Here is a 20,251-nt window from a genome sequence, read left to right on the forward strand (position 1 = left end):
GTTGATTTTCGAATAACAAAAATCAATCATGGGTTTATTTTCAGGAGATGTTCCATGGTCGATTTTTTCAATGTCATTTCAAATAATCATATATCCGTCGTAGCAACGATAGGCATATTGATGTGCGTGTCGGGTTTGCTTCTGTGCTTCTTTTCCGTTGGCAAAACACATGGGCTCCTGCTTGCTCTTGTCGGCGCCGTTTTTACCGCTCTGCCCTTCATCACCAGCATGAAGGTCAATAGGGACGGATTGGAGATTTTGACCAATAGCCAGAAGGCCAATATTGAACTGGCGACGACCGTCGCTAAGCAAACGCAAGCCATCGAGGAAGTGAAACAGGGGCTGGCGGCACTCAACACCGTGGTGCAAACATTTGCCAGCACGCCTGCCGCCGGGTCGGATAATTCCTTTACGCCAAAGATAAATTGGCTTCAAATCCAGAAGAATCTGAGCTCGTCGATAGACAAATCAGACTCGCTCCTGGGCGATATTCAGCAGCGGCAGCAGAGCGTTGAGGATATTCTCGGCAAAAACGAGGCTCTGATAGGCAAGATGCGCTGACAGCGTCTTATCAATCCCATGAATAGTGGCCGTCAAGAAAAGTCGCTAGTGGGACCGGCTGACAAAAGATAATATTCATCCCATCGTAGCGGAATCTGCGGCAAGCCATGTCCCTATTTTTTGGGACGCGGCGCCGCGATGGGGGAATATTCATGTCGCAAGCCACACGCCAGACCATGCCCTGGCTGATTATCGCCGCCGGGTCGCTGATCGCGGTCATGACCTTCGGCCCCCGTTCCGCCATGGGCTTTTTCCAGCTGCCGATGCTCGCCGATACCGGCTGGGACCGTTCCACCTTCGGTCTCGCCATGGCCCTGCAGAACCTCTTCTGGGGGCTCGGCCAGCCCTTCTTCGGCGCCATCGCCGATAAATACGGCACTGGCCGCGTGCTGGTGCTTTCCGGCCTGCTTTATGCCGCCGGCCTCATCTGCATGTCCTTCGGCACCTCGCCCTTCTGGCTGCATTTCGGCGGCGGCGTTCTCGTCGGGCTCGGCATTGCCGCCGGCTCCTTCAGCGTCATCCTTTCGGCCTTTGCGCGCCATGTCACGCCGCAGCAGCGTTCGCTCGCCTTCGGCATCGGCACCGCGGCGGGTTCGGCAGGCATGTTCCTGTTCGCGCCGATCAGCCAGGGCCTGATTTCCACCTATGGCTGGTCGGACAGCCTCGTCTGGCTTGCCGCGATGATGATGCTCGTGCCGCTGCTCGCTTTTCCAATGCGTGGCAATTCCTCTTCCGGCAGCCAGTCGCAGGCGCAGTTCCAGCAGACGGCGGGCGAAGCGCTGAAAGAAGCGCTCGGCCATAAAAGCTACCTGCTTTTGACCACGGGCTTTTTCGTCTGCGGTTTTCAGGTGGCCTTCATCACCGCGCATTTCCCGGCCTATCTCGGCGATATCGGCATCGAACCGCGCTACGCCGTCATCGCCATGGCGCTGATCGGCTTCTTCAACATCATCGGATCGCTTGCCGCCGGCGTCATCGCCCAGCGTTATTCGAAACCCTATCTGCTGGCCTATATCTATATCGCCCGCTCGGTTGCCGTCACCGCTTTCCTGCTCCTGCCGCAATCGCCGCTTTCGGTCATCATTTTTGCCGCTGTCATGGGCATCCTCTGGCTTTCCACCGTGCCACCGACCAATGCGCTGGTGGCGATCATGTTCGGCACGCGCCATCTCGGCATGCTCGGCGGCGTCGTGTTCCTGTCGCACCAGATCGGCTCGTTCCTCGGCGTCTGGCTTGGCGGCTTCCTTTACGACAGGCTGGGTTCTTATGATCTCGTCTGGTGGCTGGGCGTCGGCATGGGGATTTTCGCGGCCATCGTGCATTGGCCCATTCAGGAGCGACCGGCTCCGAGGCCTGCAATGGCCTAGTCAGACGGCCTTATCGAGGGCGGGCGGCATCGCCCTGCCCTCCGTCGCCCTACGCTCAAGCGCCTTCAGCGCCGCCTGCACGAAACCGTCGCGGGCGGCGTTTTCGTTGAGACCACGCGGATCGTAGACATGCCGGTTGAGGAAATGAGCGGTGAGGCGGAAAGCAGCCGCGAGGCTGTCAGGATCGGCGGCCTTCGACTGGCCTTCGCTCAAGAAAGCCGGAAGCGACAGCATCCGCTCCGCATAGGGCGCACCTGCCGTGCGGCAAACCGCCCTGCCCGTTTTCGGCGATACATAGATGAGGTCGGTGCGCAGCCCCGTCGCCGCGCATTCGGTGAGATCGAGCCCGAAACCGAGTTCGTTCAGCACCGCCAGTTCGAAGCGCACGAACAATTCCCCGGCATCGACGGGGTCATGCAGATTGTCGAGAATGATATCCAGCGCCTGATAGAGATGCGGGTGCGGATCGCGCTCCGGCAGAAGCCTGAGCAGAGCGCCCATGGCCTGCACGCCATAAACGGCGGTCGCCGTTTCCATCAGCTGCGCGGCGCGCAATTGCAGCGGCTCGATGCGGAATTCACCCAGATGATCGTGAAGGCGCGCCCGCCAGATGACATCCACCCGGTTGCCCGCCTGTAGCACAGGCTGCATGCTGCGGGAACGGCCGGAACGCACCAGCCCCAGATGGCGGCCACGCGAAGGGGTCATCACCTCGGCGATGACACTCGTCTCGCCATGGCGTTTGACGCCGAGAATGATTGCCTCTTCCTGCCACTGCATGAAACGCGTCCGAATTTCGATTCAGGATTTCGATTCAGGCCCGATCATACCCGATCTGGCGGCAAAACGTTATTCTTTTACGGCACCGTCAACCACGCCGACGAGGTTGAGAACGAAATCGATAATTTCGTTTTCCCCGAAGGGTTTGCCGAGCAACGGCGCGTGCGTGAGATCTTCCGGAAAACCCGTCGTGTCACCATAACCGCTGACGAAACCGAAGGGAATGCCCGCATCGCGCAGCCCGCGCGCGAAATCGTAGCTCTTCCCGTCGGTGAGGCTGACATCGAGAAGCACGCAATCGGCGCCGTTCTCTTCGACAGCCTGCCTCGCCTGCGCAAGCGTGGTGGCGATGGCGACGGATTCCACCCCCATGGACTGGAGAACCGCTTCGACATCGAGCGCCACCAGATATTCATCCTCAACGATGATAACCCGTTGTGGCACCATATGTTTTCTTCTTCCCAAAAAGAGGACCGCACGGCTCGAAGCTGCGGTCTCCGACATGATTCTCCCGTCAGATAACACGACAGGAGTCGCAAATTGCGGCTGCGCCGTCATTTAAAAAAGACATGTCAAAGGAAGATCAGATGAAGGGCCTCTGCCGCTTTTCATCGCTTTCCCATCCCGCCACGTTGGTCAAGCCGGCATCGTCCAGCACCAGACAGCCCTTGTCCGTCCAGCGGATGAGACCGCGATCGACGAGCTTTCTCAAGGTCTTGTTGGTGTGAACGATGGACAGGCCGAGCGTATCGGCAACGTGTTGCTGGGTGACCGGGATCGGTGTTTCGCCGGGGATGAGGTTGACCGCTTTCGCCTTGCGATAAAGAAACGCGATCAGATAGGCGGCGCGTTCCAGCGCGGTGCGGCGGCCGATACTGAGGAGATGGTTGTCCAGCATGCGTTCCTCGCTCGCCGCGATCCAGGTGAGGTCATAGGCAAGCGTCGGGTGATCGGTGAAGAGATTGTTGAGGCGGGAGCGCTCGAAGACGCAGAGCGTCACCGGCGAAAGCGCCTCCACCGAATGCTGCATTTCCCCCATCACCGTGCCCTGAAGACCGACGAGATCGCCGGGCATGACATAGTTGAGGATTTGCCGCCGGCCGTCCTCAAGCGTCTTGTAACGGAAAGCCCAGCCCTGCAGAACGGTGTAAAGATGGGCGCTGTGCGAGCCTTCCATCAGGATGACGGAGCCGCTTTCCACCGCAAGTTCCCCCGTCTTGAAACGCGAGACGAAATCCAGTTCGGAAGAGGAAAAATCCCGGAAATGCGGCAGGTCGCGCAGGGGACATTGCTGGCACGGGGTGGTGGAAATTCCGTTCGGTTTTTTTGGCGACATGAATATCCATCATCGAAAAAGGTTGCGCCCAATTGTTTTGGAACAACCCGCCCGAAGGTATTCGGTTCCCGATGGTGAGTGAAGATATTCAGTTCGTTCCACGATTGCGTCGCGCCCCGTCTCGAACACACAAAAGCGAAGGGCTTGGGCAATCTCGACGTTCGCGTTGGTTCGCGACATTTCCCGCCCGTCATTCCGGCCTTGAGCCGGAATCCAGTCGACGCGCGTCGGCGCGGCGAGAGGCCCTCTTTTCAGCCCAAGGACTTGGGCTGGCTGGATTCCGGCTCAAGGCCGGATGACGGAAGCGGGTGTGGTTTCGCGCCGCGCATATCGTGCCTGCGCGTTACCCCCGCGGGAACTCCAGTCCCATTTCACGGAAGCGCTCGGGGTCGTCGCCCCAGTTCTCGCGCACCTTGACGAACAGGAAGAGATGCACCGGCTGCTCTAGGATTTCCGACAGCTCCTTGCGCGAGGCGGTGGAGATGGCCTTGATCGCATCGCCGTTCTTGCCGAGCGCAATCTTTTTCTGGCTGTCGCGCTCGACATAGATCACCTGCTCGATGCGCACGGAGCCGTCCTTGCGTTCTTCCCACTTTTCGGTCTCGACATGCGAGGCGTAAGGAAGCTCCTGATGCAGGCGCAGGAACAGTTTTTCGCGGGTGATTTCGGCAGCGAGCTGGCGCATCGGCAGATCGGAAATCTGGTCTTCCGGATAATACCACGGGCCTTCCGGCAGTTCGGCGGCCAGATAGTTCATCAGGTCGTCGCAGCCCGAACCGTTGGTCGCCGAGATCATGAAGGTACGGTCGAAGGCGACCGTCTCGTTGGCGGCGGCGGCGAGTTTCAGAAGGTCTTCGCGCTTCACCTGGTCGATCTTGTTGAGGCAGAGGATCTTCTTCTGCGGGACATCCTTCAGACCTTCGAGGATGGTTTCCGCATCGCCCTTCAGGCCACGTTCGCTGTCGATCAGCAGCAGGATGAGATCGGCATCCTTCGCGCCGCCCCAGGCGGAGGTGACCATGGCGCGGTCCAGCCGGCGGCGCGGCTTGAAGATGCCGGGCGTGTCCATGAAAACGATCTGGGCATTGTCGTGAATGGCGATGCCGCGCATCACGGCGCGCGTCGTCTGCACCTTGTGGCTGACGATCGAAACCTTGGCGCCCACCAGACGGTTCACCAGCGTCGACTTGCCGGCATTTGTGGGGCCGATGAGGGCCACGAAGCCGGAGCGGGTCGGAAGGGCTGCATCTTCGCCAGTCGTGGCGGGGTTTTCGTGATCGGTCATGATATCCATTCAAGGTCAGAGGTATTCAACATGCGGCCAAAGGGCCCGTCATGCGCTCGATGTTCAGCATCCGGTTCGCCGGGCGCTCAGTTCCGGGTGGAGGTCTTCTGCCAGACGCCTTCGCGTTCCAGCAATCTTGTTGCCGCCACCTGCTCGGCCGCGCGCTTGGAGCGCTCGACACCGGTTTCCGGCTTCACGCCGGGAATTTCGACAGTTACCGTAAAGCGGGGATCGTGATCCGGTCCCGAGCGATCGTCAACCCGGTAAGAGGGCGTCACCGCAAATCTGGCATGCGCCCATTCCTGCAACTCGGTCTTGGCGTCGCGCCGACCGGCATCCACGCTGGTTGCGCGGCCCTGCCAGTATTTCAGAATGAATTTGCGCGATGCTTCCAGCCCGCCATCCAGGTAGATGGTGGCGATCAGGCTTTCGACGACATCGGCGCGCACGTTCAGCATCGCCTTGCCGGTCAGTTTCTTCACATCCGAGCCCGTGCGAATGAAATTATGCAGGCCCATCTCGTCACCGATCGCGGCGCAGGATTCGGCGCTGACGAGCTGGTTCAGACGCACCGAAAGCTCGCCTTCGGTGGCGTTGCGGAAGGTGGAGAACAGCAATTCGGCAACGCAGAGACCGAGAACACGGTCGCCTAGAAATTCCAGCCGCTCGTAATTGCCGGCCGCCGCCGAGCGGGCACTGGCATGGGTCAAGGCCCGGTCGAGCCGGGCCTTTTCCTTAAATTCATATCCGATCAACGCTTCCAGACGGGAAATCTCGTCCGCCGAAAGCGGCTTGGTCTTGCTCATTCCACAACCTTGAAGAGGCGGTCCCAACGCATGTTGGCCGGCCATTCCCAAATGCGGCTGAACGGCGTGTCATTGCCCAGCGAGAAGAAGATGACGCTGGCGCGGCCGATCAGGTTTTCTTCCGGTACGAAACCAACGTCGAAACGGCTGTCGAGCGAATTGTCGCGATTGTCGCCCATCATGAAATAATGGCCTTCCGGCACCACGAATTCGCGGGTGTTGTCGCCACGCGAATCAGGCGACTGGTCGAGCGTGTCGTAGGTGACGCCATTGTCGAGCGTTTCGCGGAAGACAGGTACATTGGCGCCTGGATCGGCGCGATAATCTGATGTGAAGGTGCCGTCGGGCTGCTTTGGAACCGGCTGGCCGTTGATGAACAGCACGCCGTTCGTCACCTGGATGCGATCACCCGGCAGGCCGACGAGGCGCTTGATATAATCGACTTCAGGATTGGGCGGCAGGCGGAAGACCACGACATCGCCGCGCTTGGGCTTGCTGAATTCCAGAATGCGGCCCGAAAACAGGTTCGGCGAGAAAGGCAGCGAATATTTCGAATAGCCGTAGGAGAACTTGTTGACGAACAGATAGTCGCCAACCAGAAGCGTCGGCATCATCGAGCCGGACGGGATCGTGAAGGGCTGAAACAGCACGGTGCGGATGACCATGGCCAGCAGCAGCGCCTGAATGATGACCTTGACGTTCTCCCAGAGGGCGTTCTGCTTCTTTTCAGCTTTTTCCGACACTTAAAGACCTGCCTGATTGTTTCCCGGCTTCTTCGGTTTCACGAAGGCGGCCGGGCCGTTGTTTTATCGCATATGCGGCGGGCAAGCGGTTTTTACGCAGCCGGCAACGCTTTCATATTTCTGCGACTTCTCTAGAACCTTTCCAGCCCGAAGGGAAGCGCTTCTGTGACACGTCCGCAAATAGGACGCCAATGCGGCCTCACCGGGTCTTACCCGTTCAAGGGAAGCGCCTCGATAATCACAAATGCCTGAGCGTAAGGAAAATCGTCCGTGATCGTCAGGTGAATATTGGCGCGGTGGCCGGCGGGCAGCAGCGCCGCCAGCCTTTCCCCTGCCCCATTGGTCAAAACCATGGTCGGCTTGCCGCCCGGCAGATTGACGACGCCCATATCCTTCCAGAAAACGCCGTTCGCAAGGCCTGTTCCCAGCGCCTTGGAACAGGCTTCCTTGGCGGCGAAACGCTTGGCATAGGAAGCGGCGCGGTTCTTGCGGCCATCGGATTTCGCGCGCTCGATATCGGTGAAACAGCGATGGGTGAAGCGCTCGCCGAAACGTTCGATCGACTTTTCAACGCGGCGAATATCGATCAGGTCGCTACCCAATCCAATGATCATTTCAACATCTCCAGAGAAGCATTCTTGTTGGCGGCGCGATGCGCGAGGTTTTCCATCTTGCGGCGCTGGAAACCGCTGATGAGACCATAGACGGCGATATAGGCGATGATTGCGCTGATAACGGCAGGAAGCAGCGCGCCGATGGTCATGGGTTCCAGCACCGGCGTCCATATCTGCCGGAACTCAAGATGGCTGAACAGCGCCACGAAATCCACATGCGCAGCGCTTTCCGTCTTCTGCCGGCCGAGGATGAAGTGCCCCAGTTCCCAGGTGGATGCCCAGATGAAGGGAAATGTCAGCGGATTGGCGAAGGTGGTGCCGAGCGCCGCCGCCACGAGATTAACGCGCATGAGAAAACCGAGCGCCATGGCGATGATTATATGAACGCCGAGAAACGGCGTCCACGCCACGCCGACACCGAGAGCGACACCGGCGGCAACCGAATGCGGAGAGGCGGAAAGCCGCAGAAGGCGCAGCTTCATATAGCGCAACGAACGGGAAAAACCCGTACGCGGCCAGAAGAGGTCGCGAATCTTCTCTGAAAAACCAACGGGTTCACGGCGGCGAAACGGCATGGCGGCAGTCTATTTCATCGCCCGGGCCGCGCCAAGAGCATCATAGATGACGCAGGGATTTCTTTTGCAGGTGTATTCTCCGCGTCCGTCATTCCGGCCTTGGGCCGGAATCCAGCCGACGTGCGTCTGCGCGGCGAGAAGACTCTTTCCAGCCCAAGGACTTGGGCTGGCTGGATGCCGGATCAAGTCCGGCATGACGGACGCGGGATGTCACGAATAAAGTGAATATCGAGCCTTCGATATCAGTCCCAATTTAGTGTCGTCTATTGTGACAGGGGACTGAACCGGGATTTTTCGCGACGTATTTGTCAACCAGTTTGGGACAACTGCTTGAACATAGTTTTGCAGGATACAGGGGCGAGCGCGCCAACAACGGCCGCGCACCCTCCGAGTCTCATACGCATGGCGATGGGCTGCCATGCGCTGAGTGCATTACCGGCGGAACAGGCCGCGGTCGATTTCGCGCTGGCGGAATTCCAGGTCGACATTCGATACCGAGCCGCTGAGATATTCGAATTCGCGTTCCTGGGTGGTCTTGCCACGAACGGCGCGGGCGATCTTGCGAAGCGGAGTAAACATGATTTTCGGTCCTTTCGGTTTGGAACTGGCGTTTCTCATCGGTGTTCATCCACCGGCACGCCGCGTTTCCTTCTCTTCAATTTCTGAGATGAAAATAGTCTCAAACCGCCTCCACCACCAGAGACAGGAAAAGGCCGCTGCCATGCGCTTAATGCATAACAGCGGCCTTTTAGTATTTGCAAAGGATCAAAAATGCCTCAATCGAAGGCACGCGTCACGGTCGAGACGCAATCGAGATCCTTGAGCTGCGACAGAAGCTGGTTCAGCTGCCTGAGATCCCAGACTTCGACATCCAGCGCCAACTCGGAGAAATCCGTGCCGATGCGGACCATGTTGAGGCCGCGAATATTGACGTCGAGCGTCGCGATGGACTGAGCCACCGAGGCGAGCGTGCCCGGCTCGTTCAGCGCATTGATCATCACCCGCGCCATGAAGCGCGACTTGTTCGCCTCGTCGAGATCCCAGCGCACATCGATCCAGCGCTCCGGCTCGTCGTCGAAGCGTTGCAGCGCCGGCGCCTGAATCGGATAGATGGTGATGCCCTTGCCTTTTTCCATGATGCCGACGATGCGGTCACCCGGAACGGCGCCGGCAGCACCGAAATGCACGTCGACATTGCCGGAGAGACCACGGATGGGCAGCGGGTCTGGCCCATCCAGCATTTCGGCAGCACCGTCATCTTCCAGAACGGAGCGCGACTTGCCGGGAATCTTGAAGACCATGCCGGAAGCGCTGCGCATGTTGAACCAGCCATCGTCGCCGGTCATCTTCACCGTCACGCGCTCGTCCTGATAATCCGGGAATACCGCGCGCAGGACATCGAGCGAGGAAACCTCGCCACGGCCAACGGCGGCGATGGCATCCTCGACATCCTTCTGCGCTAGGCGATGCAGCACGGGTTTCAGCGCTTCCCGCGAGAAGGCCTTGCCGGCACGCTCGAAGGTGCGCTCGAGAATTCGGTATCCGAGGCCGGAATATTGCTTGCGGATGGCCATGCGGGTGGCGCGGCGGATGGCCGAGCGGGCCTTGCCCGTCACCACCACCTCTTCCCATGCGGCAGGCGGCACCTGCACGCCGGAGCGGATAATCTCCACCTCGTCGCCGTTATTCAGGCGAGTGACGAGCGGCATGATCCGGCCGTTGATCTTGGCGCCAACCGTGGTGTCACCGATATTGGTGTGCACCGCATAGGCGAAATCGATGGGGGTTGCGCCGCGCGGCAGGGCAATCAGCTTGCCCTTCGGCGTAAAGCAGAACACCTGGTCCTGGAAAAGCTCGAGCTTGGTGTGCTCGAGGAATTCTTCCGGGCTGTCGCCTTCGGCCAGCGATTCGATGGTGTGGCGCAGCCAGGAATAGGCGTTCGATTCTGGCGAGAGCAGATCGCCCTCCCCGTTTTCGCCATCCTTGTAAAGCGCATGGGCGGCGATACCGAATTCGGCGATCTCGTGCATGCGCTTGGTGCGGATCTGCAGCTCGATACGCTGGCGCGACGGGCCGACGATGGTGGTGTGGATGGAGCGATAATCGTTCTGCTTGGGTGTCGAGATATAATCCTTGAAGCGGCCCGGCACGACGCGCCAGCGGGTATGCACGACACCCAGCGCCCGGTAGCAGGATGGAATGTCATCCACCAGAATGCGGAAACCGTAGACATCGGAAAGCTGCTCGAATGAAAGCGACTTCGACTGCATCTTGCGGAACACCGAATAGGGTTTCTTCTGCCGCCCTTTGACATTGGCGCCGACCAGACCATTCGCCACGAGAAGCTCGCGCAGCTCGTCCTCGATCTTTTTGATCAGCCCCTCATTGCGCGTTTCCAGTTCCTGCAGGCGGTTCGTCACCGTGCCATAGGCTTCCGGGTTGAGATATCGGAAGGACAGGTCCTCCAGCTCGTCGCGCATATCCTGCATGCCCATGCGGCCGGCGAGCGGCGCATAGATTTCCATGGTTTCTTCGGAAATGCGGCTGCGCTTGTCGGCCGGCATATATTCCATGGTGCGCATATTGTGCAGACGGTCTGCGAGCTTCACCAGAAGAACGCGCACGTCGTCGGAAATGGCGAGCAGCAGCTTGCGCAGGTTTTCCGCCTGCTTGGCCTTGCGGGTGACGAGGTCGAGCTTCTTGAGCTTGGTCAGCCCCTCCACCAGCCGGCCGATATCTTCGCCGAACAACTCGTCGATTTCGGCGCGGGTGGCGGTGGTGTCCTCGATCGTATCGTGCAGCAACGCCACCGCGATGGTCGATTCGTCGAGATGCATTTCGGTGAGGATCGCGGCAACTTCCAGCGGATGCGAAATATAGGGGTCGCCATTGGCCCGCTTCTGCTGGCCGTGTTTCTGCATGGCGTAAACATAGGCCTTGTTCAGCAGGGCCTCATTCGCATCCGGTTTATATTTTTGAACCCGCTCGACGAGTTCGTATTGCCGCATCATGCGATATTCCACAAAAAGAAAGCGCGCCAACCTGAGGGTCGGCGCACAATGCTGCATCAATAGGGATCAGATTATGACGGCAACTATTGACAGACGGTAACCGCCGCCTGCCAAAGGCATCATAAAATCCTATCAATAGTCGTCATTTTTTTCCGGCGGCACAAGGCCTTCGATACCGGCCAGCAGTTCTTCTTCCGACATCTGGTCGAAAGTAACGGTTTCCGGCTGATCGTCTTCTTCGCTGTCGGCAGCGGCGGCGGCGAGCGTGACCGGATCGGGCTCGGGCTCGTCCACTTCCACGTGCTTCTGCAGCGAGTGGATCAGGTCTTCCTTCAGATCGTCGGGAGACAGCGTCTCGTCGGCGATTTCGCGCAGCGCCACAACCGGGTTCTTGTCGTTGTCGCGGTCAACCGTGATGGAAGACCCTTGAGAAATCTGGCGCGCACGGTGGCTGGCGAGAAGCACCAGCTCGAAACGGTTGTCTACTTTATCAATGCAATCTTCAACTGTGACGCGGGCCATTGCCTGTCCTTTGCGGGTCGTAATGTCGTGGATCAGAGCGCCGTGCGGTGTTCGGGGTGCACAAGGGTTGCTCTAACCTATTGAATCTGCGCTTCGTGCCTTGCGAAAAACATTCAAGATTTCTCGCGACGATGCTTTCCAGCTTCCGATACAGCCATTGGCCGCGGAATTCAAGTTTTTCCTGTCTTTGGCGTCTTTTGGCACCTTATTGCCCACCTTTGGCGTCTGATGAACAAAATGTCTAGAAGAATTGTCTTGGAATAAGGGGGAAGGTAGCTTACTTAAAACGCAACGGCGATACGCAAAGCTCGTTGATACGACATGTTTTTTTGCGTTATCGACCGGATATAAAAGCCAGATAATGGCCTTTCCAAAAAAAGGAATGGGATGGAATGTTCGATCCACGGGAGAAAATTGCGCTCTTCATAGACGGAGCCAATCTTTATGCAGCATCGAAAAGCCTGGGATTCGATATCGACTACCGCAAGCTCCTGAAGGCGTTTCAAAAGCGTGGATACCTGCTGCGCGCCTATTATTACACCGCGCTCATCGAGGATCAGGAATATTCCTCGATCCGCCCGCTGATCGACTGGCTGGATTATAACGGCTACAAGGTCGTGACGAAGCCGGCGAAGGAATTCACCGACGCTCTCGGCCGCCGCAAGATCAAGGGCAACATGGATATCGAACTGGCAGTCGATGCCATGGAACAGTCCGAGACGGTCGATCATCTGGTGCTCTTCTCCGGCGATGGCGATTTCACCACGCTGGTAGACGCGCTGCAGCGCAAGGGCCGCAAGGTTTCCGTGGTTTCCACCATGGCCACGCAGCCCGCCATGATCGCCGACGACCTGCGCCGCCAGGCCGATCACTTCATCGATCTGATGACGCTGAAGGCCGAGATCGGGCGCGACCCGAACGAACGCCCTGCCCGGCACGCCGAGGGTCCTGAGACGGTCTGATCCAGCTTTTGCTGCGAAGACATCATCAACGCGTCCGTCCAACAGACGGGCGCGTTTTTGTTTGGCGGGATGCCGGCGCGGTAAAAATTCTTTCTAGAATTAACAAACATCAAATTCGATAAGTCAAAATTATAACTTGGTTAATTTTAGAGGTGTCTAAAAGATGTAACGGCGCCAACGATATGATTTCGGTGCCAAATCAGGATGTTTAGACATGCATGGCCAAGCAAAAACCGACCGACAACTCGACGAAAGACTGAATTTTCTGGGACTTGGTCACGAGCAACGGAAAAATCTCTCCGAGATGAAAGGTGTTATCACCGGCTCTCTCGATGCGTCTCTCGATCGTTTTTATACGAAGGTTCGCTCGGTGCCGGAGACGGCAAAGTTTTTCTCCAGCGAGGCCCATATCCACCACGCCAAGAGCATGCAGCTCAAACACTGGGAGAGGATCGCCTCCGGCACCTTCAATGCGGATTATACCGACGCCGTGACCGCCATTGGCCGTACCCATGCGAGACTGGGGCTGGAGCCGAGATGGTACATCGGCGGTTATGCCCTGATGCTCGACGGCATCGTCAAGGCGGTGATCGAGTCCGAGTTGAAGGGCTTTTTCATGGAAAAGAAGGCCAAAAAGGTGAAGGAAGCCCTGTCCGCCACCATCAAGGCCGCCCTTCTCGACATGGACTACTCCATCTCCGTCTATCTCGACGTGCTTGCCACAGAACGGCAAAAGGTGGAGGCCGAGCAAGCGCAAATGAAGAAGGAGCAAGATCACGTTCTTGAACTGCTCAACAATGCGCTGAACAAGCTGGCAAATGGCGATCTCACCTCCAGCATCGGCGAAAATACCGCACCGCAATTCGAAGGGCTGATCGACAATTTCAATACCGCAGTCGGCAATCTCTCCGGCGCATTTGCGCAGATCGTCGAAGAGGCGAACAAGATTTCCGGCAATACGCGCGAGCTGACATCCGCGACCGACGACATGGCCCGCCGCACGGAGCAGCAGGCCGCCGCCCTGGAGGAAACCGCCGCCGCCGTCGAGGAAATCACCACCATTTCCAAATTGTCGGCGCAGCGTTCAGAAGAAGCCAAGGCCATTGTCGAAAGCTCGGCCATTGAAGCCGCGCGCTCACGCGATGTTGTGACGGAAGCGGTGAAAGCAATGGGGGCCATCGAGGACTCATCGCAGAAGATCACCCAGATCATCTCCGTCATCGACGAGATTTCTTTCCAAACCAACCTTCTGGCGCTGAATGCCGGTGTGGAGGCCGCGCGCGCCGGCGAGGCCGGCAAGGGTTTCGCCGTCGTCGCCCAGGAAGTGCGTGAACTCGCACAGCGCTCCGCCACCGCCGCCAAGGAAATCAAGACGCTGATCGCCAAGTCCTCCGAAGACGTGATGCAGGGTGTTTCGTTGGTCAACAAGACGGGCGAATCCTTGAATACGATCGGCAACAAGGTGGATCATATTCAGGAGCATATCGCCTCGCTGACCAAGGCGGCGCAGGAACAGTCCGTCGGCATTCAGGAAATCAATGCCGCCATCAACAGCATGGACAATCTGACCCAGAAGAATGCGGCCATGGTGGAAGAGACGAATGCGGCGACGCATAATCTGAGCGATGTCAGCGCCAATCTGGCGGCGCTTGTCAGCCGGTTCAGCGTTTCGACGACGAAGGCGCATGTGGAACGGACGTACCGGGCGGCGTGACGGGCAACAACACACTCCCGTCATCCCGGCCTTGAGCCGGGATCCAGCCAGCCCAAGTCCTTGGGCTGAAACGAATCGTTCCACAGCGCAGACGCGCTGTGACTGGATGCCGGATCAAGTCCGGCATGACGAAGGAGTATGCTGCGAAAGGCGGCACGCCTTATGCGCAAAACTCACCGAGACTTAAGCCGCCCCACCCTTCAGCAACCGCGATTTCTGCCGGTTCCAGTCGCGTTCCTTCTCCGTCTCGCGCTTGTCGTGCAGCTTCTTGCCCTTGGCGAGCGCCAGTTCCAGCTTCGCGCGGCCCCTGTCGTTGAAATAAATCTTCAAGGGCACCAGCGTCATGCCTTCACGGTTGATGCCGGCGCGCAGACGGTTGATCTCGCGCTTGCTCAAAAGCAGCTTGCGGCGGCGGCGCGGCTCGTGATTGAAGCGGTTGGCCTGCAGATATTCCGGCAGGTGGGAATTGATGAGCCAGATTTCATCACCCTCGTCCGATGCGTAGGATTCGGCGATATTCGCCTTGCCTTCACGCAGCGACTTGACCTCGGTGCCGGTCAGCACGAGCCCTGCCTCATAGGTGTCGATGATTTCGTAGTTGAAACGAGCCTTGCGGTTTTCCGCAACGATCTTGTTCACCACGCGCTGGCTGCCTTTGGGGGCCATGATATTTCAATCCCTTGTTTTTCTTATTGCGCCTTCGGCTTACCGCCGAGAGCGGTTTTCGAACCCCTATTTAATGTTGTCGCCGCGAAAAGAAAAGGCGCGCCGAACGGCTGCTGTTGCGAAGCGGTTCATGGCGCGCCTTAAACGCTTTCAGTCCTGTCTCAGTTCATCAGGCCGGCGTGCTTCAGCGCTGCATCGATGGCTGCTTCCGTTGCCGGTTCCAGCGTGCTCATCAAGGGCGAACGGACCCGGCGGTTGCCGCCGCGCGTCTTCGACAGCGCATATTTGGTGCCGCAAACACCGGGCTCCATGAAGATCGCCTTGTGCAGGGGCATCAGGCGATCCTGATAATCCAGCGCCTTGGCATAATCGCCGGCGAGCATCGCCGCCTGGAACTCCGAACAGAGGCGCGGTGCGACATTGGCGGTGACGGAAATGCAGCCGACGCCGCCATGGGCGTTGAAACCGAGCGCCGTGCCATCCTCGCCCGAGAGCTGGATGAAATCCTTGCCGCAGGAAATGCGCTGTTCGGAAACGCGGTCGATCTTGCCCGTCGCATCCTTGACGCCGACAATGTTCCTGTGCGCCTTGACCAGTGCACCCATGGTTTCCGGCGACATATCCACCACCGAGCGCGGCGGGATATTGTAGATGACGATAGGCAGCTTCACCGCTTCGGCAACAGCGGAAAAATGCGCGAACAGACCCTTCTGGGTCGGCTTGTTGTAATAGGGGGTGACCACCAAGAGCGCATCCGCGCCGGCTTCCTGCGCGTGCAGCGCAAGCTCGATCGCCTCATCGGTATTGTTGGAGCCAGCACCCGCAATGACCGGAACCCGTTTCGCCGCTACCTCAATGCACAGCTCGACGACACGTTTGTGTTCGTCGTGGGAGAGGGTCGGAGATTCCCCCGTCGTGCCCACGGGCACAAGTCCGTTGCTGCCTTCGGCTATCTGCCATTCCACATGGGCGGCAAATGCCTGTTCGTCCACGGCGCCATTGTCCGTGAACGGGGTAATGAGGGCGGGAATTGATCCCTTGAACATGCAAAGCTCCTGGCGCCGAGCCGGTTCATGCTTCGGCCGCATTCGATGGTTAAAACCGGCACACATTAGTGCCAGCCCTTGGCGCCGACAAGCGCAAAGGCAGGGTATTTTGTCCGAAATTGTCGGAAGTGTGACAGTCTCCGGGCCGCAATCGGCAAGCAAAAAAAGCAGGCGTCGAAATGAGACGCCGCTCGCGGGACGGTGAATAAAAGTTGATTGAATTGCAGGGCGGCGATTAACATTTCATTAAGCCTGAAATCCCAAGATTTCCGGGTGGGACATCAGACCGTTTTCGGCAATCCCGCTGCAATGAAATGATATTAGAGCATTTCCAGTAAAAGTGCGTAGCGGTTTTACGTCCGGAAAATGCGGAAAAACAAAGAGCCAGAGCATGTCGAACGATTCCGTCTAACAGGACGTGCTCTGGAAGAAAGTCGGCAACTCCGTTACACGATGAAGAACGGCATGAAAAAGACAGTCTGGGGATTGATGGCGGCGGGTCTTGCCGCAACCGTTTGGAACGCATTGGCCGGGCCGCTGCCGGAAGGTGCGGCACCGCTTCCCTATGTCAAGCCGAATGCGCCGACCGTTCCGGCTTTCATGCCGGCCTCGCCCGAGATCACCGGCGCCATACCGCGCCTCGACCGCCCCGACGATACAAGCCAGTTGAAGGCCGGCCTCGACGCGCTTTCCAGCCGCGATGCTGCCCGGGCGATTGCGTTGCGCAACACCATGCCGACCGGCAGCCTCGACCGCCATATCCTTACCTGGGCAATCGCCGTTTCCGGCCAGAAGGACGTCGCTTCGGCCGAAATCGCCGCCGCCCAGCGCGAGCTCTCCGGCTGGCCGGGTGCCGCCACCCTGCGCGCCAATTCCGAAAAAGCGCTTTACCGCGAAGATCCGCCGGCATCGCAGGTGCTTGCCGCCTTCGGCAATAGCCGGCCGGAAACCGCGGAAGGCAGCGTGGTGCTCGCCAAGGCGCTCGCCTCCTCCGGCAAGGGTGCGGAATCGCAGCGTCTCATTCGCCACCTCTGGGTGAGCGAAGGCATGGACAAGGACATGGAAGACCGTGTGCTTGCCGAGTTTCCCACCTATCTGACCCCCGCCGACCACAAGGCGCGCATGGATTATCTGATGTATCGCAGCCGCATCAGCCAGGCGAAGCGTTTCGGCGATCTCGGCAAAGCGCAGTCGCTTTACAATGCCTGGGCGGCCGTGTTGCAGCGATCCGCTACTGCGACTGCGCTGCTCGGCAAAGTCGACGCCTCCTGGCGCAGCGACCCCGCCTATCTTTTCGCGCGGGTGGAAAACCTGCGCAACCAGCAGAAATATTCCGAAGCCGCCGTGCTTTTGAGGCAGGCCCCGAAGGAAACGGCCAAGCTCGTCAATCCGGGCGAATGGTGGAACGAGCGGCGCATCATTGCGCGCGGCGTCGCCGATCTCGGCGATTTTGCCGAGGCCTATCGCATCGTCGCCAATCATTCGGCCACCTCTGCCGTCGATACCGCCGATGCGGAATTCCATGCCGGCTGGTATGCGTTAAGAGCGCTGCGCGATCCGGCCACGGCTTCGCGCCACTTCAACACGCTGCTTCAGACTTCGAACCGGCCGCTTTCGGCGTCGCGCGCCTATTATTGGCTCGGGCGGGCGGCGGAAGCGGGCGGACCGGGGGAAGCCCGCGACTTTTTCACCAAAGCCGCCGCTCATCCCGGCACGTTCTATGGCCAGCTTGCCGCCGCGCGAATCGGCGCCAAGACACTGAATGTCACCTATCCAAGCCCCAGCAGCGGCGACCGCGAACGTTTCGCCGGCCGCGAAGCCGTGCGCGCCATCGACCGGCTGGAAGCAGCCGGTTACGGCTGGCGGGCCGACAGCCTTTACCGCTCGCTGGCGGAACAGCTCGACAGTCCCGGCGAGCTTGCCATTCTGGCGGCGCGGGCGGAGGGCAACGGCAATCATCAGGTTTCGCTGCAGATCGGCAAAACGGCCTTCAGCCGCGGCATCGATGCGGCCGCACTCGCCTATCCGCTCGGCGTCATTCCCGCCAGCGCCAATATTGCCGGCTCCGGCAAGGCGCTGGCCTATGCCATCGCCCGGCAAGAGAGCGCCTTCAACCCCGCAGCCGTTTCACCCGCGAACGCCCGGGGCCTGCTGCAATTGTTGCCCGGAACAGCCAAAGGCGTGGCCGGACGCCACGGGCTGCCGTTTACGCCGGCAATGTTGACAAACGACGCGGGCTATAACGCCACGCTCGGCGCGCATTATCTCGGCGAACAGATCGACAGTTTTGGTGGTTCCTATATCCTCACCTTCATCGCCTACAATGCCGGTCCAAAACGCGTGCCGGAATGGATTGCCCGCTACGGAGATCCGCGCGGCAAGCCCATCGATGAGGTGGTAGACTGGATCGAACGCATCCCCTTCCCCGAAACGCGCAATTATGTGCAGCGGGTGATGGAGAATTATCAGGTCTACAAGACCCGGCTCGGGCAACAGGCCGATATCGTCGATGATCTGCGCCATGGGCGCGCGGGGTAAAGCCGGCTTCCTCAGGTGACGAGCGGAGCAATCAAGCGCCTGCCGGCCAGCGCTCGAGACCGCTGAAAAGCCTGAAGTTCTCTTCCGTTATGCTCGAGCCTGTCCCGAGCATCTCCAACATTTAGATTTCATGCGACGTGATTGGATCACTGGGGCAAGTCCCGGGGATAAGGTCGACGGCTTGGGCAGATTTGCCGATAAGCGAGAGGCCGGCTGGCCGATGCAGCCGACGCGGTGTCCGACGACCTGTAGTCTCATCTAGCCTTCCAAAAGAAAAACCCCGGCATTTCTGCCGGGGTTTCCATCACTGACAATGTCAGATCAGATTAGAACGTGCGCTGAAGGCGAACGAAACCGGTCCAGCTGTCGCCAGTCGGTCCATCGACGTCCTGGTAGTTGGCGGTAACCTTGGCATCCAGACCCTGGGTGATCTTGTAATCAACCGTCAGGCCAGCGCGCCATGCATCGTTGTCGCCGGTGAAGTCGCCGTCCGGAGCGATGTCGATCGTGCCAAGGTACTGAGCAGCAGGCGTAATGGTCAGCTTGTCAGTTGCCTTGATGGCGTATTCAGCAGCAACTGCCCACTCGGACTCTTCGTAGTAGTAGTTTGCGCCGGAAGCCCAAACGCCAGAGAGACCGAAGGTGCCCGGGCCGATGTCAGCATACAGGATAGCGCGGATTGCGCCGTTTTCCTGGTCCGTGTCGTAGGAGCCGAGCAGGTTGGCGGTGATCGCACCGAACTTGGCGCCGATGATACCACTGACGCCAACGTTGTTCGGGCCTTCGAAGGCGCCGCCCTTGGCAACGCCGAGGTTGGACGTGCCGTCACGTACGGAGTCGAGCTCTTCAACGCTGATACCTGCGTAGAACGAACCAGCGTCGTAGGTGTAACGCAGAGCGTTGCCACGAGTGGTGTTCGAAGACAGGATATCGGTTTCGCCGGAGAGATCGTCATCCCACCAGGTGTACATGTAACCGACCTTCAGGCCGCCGAGTTCGATGAAAGCCTGGTCGACGTTGACGCCACGGTCGCTGTCGTTGTTAGCCTGACCACGCAGACCGATGTAGCCGCGCAGAGCGCCGAGTTCGGTGTCGGTGCGGGTGTCGATGTTGAACTGGGCGCGCGTGAACGAGTTCCAGTCAGACGTACCGGACTGATTGCGACCGAAGTCGGTCTGGAAACGGATGTAACCGTCGAACTTCAGGCAGGTTTCGGTGCCGGGGATGTAGAAGAAGCCGGTGCCGAAAGCGTCGCAAACGCGAACGTATTCCAGGGGCTCGGGCTCGGCAGCGACGATAGCGTCAGCGGCCTGTGCGCCGGATACTGCTGCGAGAGCCGCAGCGGAGCCGATGAGAAGGCTCTTGATGTTCATGGTTGACCTCCAGTCAAACGCTTAATCTTCTAAGCAGCGGGTGGGAAAGCACTTCAGAAATGCGTGCCGCTTATGGAGATGATTAGAGCCAAAACCGGTCGCTCAGGCAATCGTAATCATGACAGAAGGAAGACAGTAAGGTGTCCTTAGTTTTTCATTGTTGCGAAATAGCTACAATTCTAACCGACGGGACCCCATTCGTTAAAAAATCATTAATAACTTATGCTTTTCAATAACTTAACAAGAGGCTCGAAAAATCCGCCGTGAGAAAACCCACGAGATCACCTGAATCTGGACACGATCAGGCCACCGGAAATTGTTCAAAAGACGATTGCAATGTGCAGAGGACCCT

General features: G+C 58.8%; 19 protein-coding genes. 5 read left to right on the top strand and 14 right to left on the bottom strand.

Features of this window, described 5'->3' with window-relative positions:
* Window positions 1-54: 54 nt before the first annotated feature.
* Together BTE54_RS23455 and BTE54_RS23460 are read left to right on the top strand one after the other, a co-directional pair.
* Complete coding sequence (locus BTE54_RS23455) at window positions 55-561, top strand: hypothetical protein (protein WP_078054121.1); 507 nt, start codon at window positions 55-57, stop codon at window positions 559-561.
* A 152-nt stretch (window positions 562-713) separates the two neighbouring features.
* Window positions 714-1,928 carry an MFS transporter gene (locus BTE54_RS23460; RefSeq protein ID WP_161987829.1) on the top strand — a complete coding sequence of 405 codons (1,215 nt, stop codon included), beginning with the start codon at window positions 714-716 and terminating at the stop codon, window positions 1,926-1,928.
* Here BTE54_RS23460 and recO read toward each other — a convergent pair whose 3' ends face one another.
* The 11 genes from recO to rpoZ all read right to left on the bottom strand — a co-directional run bounded on the left by recO (window position 1,929) and on the right by rpoZ (window position 11,600).
* Entirely contained in the window at window positions 1,929-2,708 is a 780-nt protein-coding gene (recO, locus tag BTE54_RS23465; protein ID WP_003521134.1) for a DNA repair protein RecO, read from the bottom strand.
* A 69-nt stretch (window positions 2,709-2,777) separates the two neighbouring features.
* Window positions 2,778-3,155, bottom strand: coding sequence for a response regulator (locus BTE54_RS23470; RefSeq protein WP_065654133.1), 378 nt, complete (start codon window positions 3,153-3,155; stop codon window positions 2,778-2,780).
* A gap of 136 nt (window positions 3,156-3,291) precedes the next feature.
* Window positions 3,292-4,044 carry a Crp/Fnr family transcriptional regulator gene (locus tag BTE54_RS23475; RefSeq protein WP_065654134.1) on the bottom strand — a complete coding sequence of 251 codons (753 nt, stop codon included), beginning with the start codon at window positions 4,042-4,044 and terminating at the stop codon, window positions 3,292-3,294.
* A 343-nt stretch (window positions 4,045-4,387) separates the two neighbouring features.
* Window positions 4,388-5,338 (bottom strand): GTPase Era, encoded by a 951-nt coding sequence (gene era, locus BTE54_RS23480; protein ID WP_173999755.1) that lies wholly within the window; start codon window positions 5,336-5,338, stop codon window positions 4,388-4,390.
* A 77-nt stretch (window positions 5,339-5,415) separates the two neighbouring features.
* Complete coding sequence (gene rnc / locus BTE54_RS23485; protein WP_078054122.1) at window positions 5,416-6,135, bottom strand: ribonuclease III; 720 nt, start codon at window positions 6,133-6,135, stop codon at window positions 5,416-5,418.
* Window positions 6,132-6,878 (bottom strand): signal peptidase I, encoded by a 747-nt coding sequence (gene lepB, locus BTE54_RS23490; RefSeq protein WP_003496938.1) that lies wholly within the window; start codon window positions 6,876-6,878, stop codon window positions 6,132-6,134. Before lepB ends, rnc begins: the two co-directional genes overlap by 4 nt.
* Before the next feature lie 209 nt (window positions 6,879-7,087).
* Complete coding sequence (acpS, locus tag BTE54_RS23495) at window positions 7,088-7,492, bottom strand: holo-ACP synthase (RefSeq protein ID WP_065654137.1); 405 nt, start codon at window positions 7,490-7,492, stop codon at window positions 7,088-7,090.
* A complete protein-coding gene (locus tag BTE54_RS23500; RefSeq protein WP_078054123.1) occupies window positions 7,489-8,067 on the bottom strand; it encodes a DUF2062 domain-containing protein in 579 nt (192 codons plus the stop codon). Before BTE54_RS23500 ends, acpS begins: the two co-directional genes overlap by 4 nt.
* 432 nt (window positions 8,068-8,499) lie before the next feature.
* The gene (locus BTE54_RS23505) at window positions 8,500-8,646 is read right to left on the bottom strand and encodes a hypothetical protein (protein WP_003496944.1); all 147 of its coding nucleotides are present in this window, start codon (window positions 8,644-8,646) and stop codon (window positions 8,500-8,502) included.
* Window positions 8,647-8,843: 197 nt separating this feature from the next.
* Window positions 8,844-11,078 (bottom strand): bifunctional (p)ppGpp synthetase/guanosine-3',5'-bis(diphosphate) 3'-pyrophosphohydrolase, encoded by a 2,235-nt coding sequence (locus BTE54_RS23510; protein WP_065654813.1) that lies wholly within the window; start codon window positions 11,076-11,078, stop codon window positions 8,844-8,846.
* Window positions 11,079-11,210: 132 nt separating this feature from the next.
* A complete protein-coding gene (gene rpoZ, locus BTE54_RS23515; RefSeq protein ID WP_003521126.1) occupies window positions 11,211-11,600 on the bottom strand; it encodes a DNA-directed RNA polymerase subunit omega in 390 nt (129 codons plus the stop codon).
* Window positions 11,601-11,992: 392 nt separating this feature from the next.
* Between rpoZ and BTE54_RS23520 the strand changes: the two genes are divergently transcribed.
* Together BTE54_RS23520 and BTE54_RS23525 are read left to right on the top strand one after the other, a co-directional pair.
* A complete protein-coding gene (locus BTE54_RS23520) occupies window positions 11,993-12,562 on the top strand; it encodes an NYN domain-containing protein (RefSeq protein ID WP_004440903.1) in 570 nt (189 codons plus the stop codon).
* A gap of 214 nt (window positions 12,563-12,776) precedes the next feature.
* Complete coding sequence (locus BTE54_RS23525; protein WP_078054124.1) at window positions 12,777-14,276, top strand: globin-coupled sensor protein; 1,500 nt, start codon at window positions 12,777-12,779, stop codon at window positions 14,274-14,276.
* A gap of 183 nt (window positions 14,277-14,459) precedes the next feature.
* On the opposite strand, the gene smpB is transcribed toward BTE54_RS23525, so the two are convergent.
* Together smpB and dapA are read right to left on the bottom strand one after the other, a co-directional pair.
* Window positions 14,460-14,942: an SsrA-binding protein SmpB gene (gene smpB / locus BTE54_RS23530; RefSeq protein ID WP_078054125.1), complete on the bottom strand. Its 483-nt coding sequence runs from the start codon at window positions 14,940-14,942 to the stop codon at window positions 14,460-14,462.
* 161 nt (window positions 14,943-15,103) lie between these two features.
* Window positions 15,104-15,988, bottom strand: a complete 885-nt coding sequence (dapA, locus tag BTE54_RS23535) for a 4-hydroxy-tetrahydrodipicolinate synthase (RefSeq protein ID WP_003524121.1) — start codon at window positions 15,986-15,988, stop codon at window positions 15,104-15,106.
* Window positions 15,989-16,453: 465 nt separating this feature from the next.
* On the opposite strand from dapA, the gene BTE54_RS23545 reads away from it, so the two are divergent.
* Window positions 16,454-18,526, top strand: a complete 2,073-nt coding sequence (locus BTE54_RS23545) for a lytic transglycosylase domain-containing protein (protein ID WP_198939217.1) — start codon at window positions 16,454-16,456, stop codon at window positions 18,524-18,526.
* Window positions 18,527-18,852: 326 nt separating this feature from the next.
* On the opposite strand, the gene BTE54_RS23550 is transcribed toward BTE54_RS23545, so the two are convergent.
* A complete protein-coding gene (locus BTE54_RS23550) occupies window positions 18,853-19,899 on the bottom strand; it encodes a porin (RefSeq protein ID WP_078054126.1) in 1,047 nt (348 codons plus the stop codon).
* Window positions 19,900-20,251 lie beyond the last annotated feature (352 nt).

Source organism: Agrobacterium sp. YIC 4121, assembly GCF_002008205.1.
GTDB classification, from domain to species: Bacteria; Pseudomonadota; Alphaproteobacteria; order Rhizobiales; family Rhizobiaceae; genus Agrobacterium; species Agrobacterium leguminum.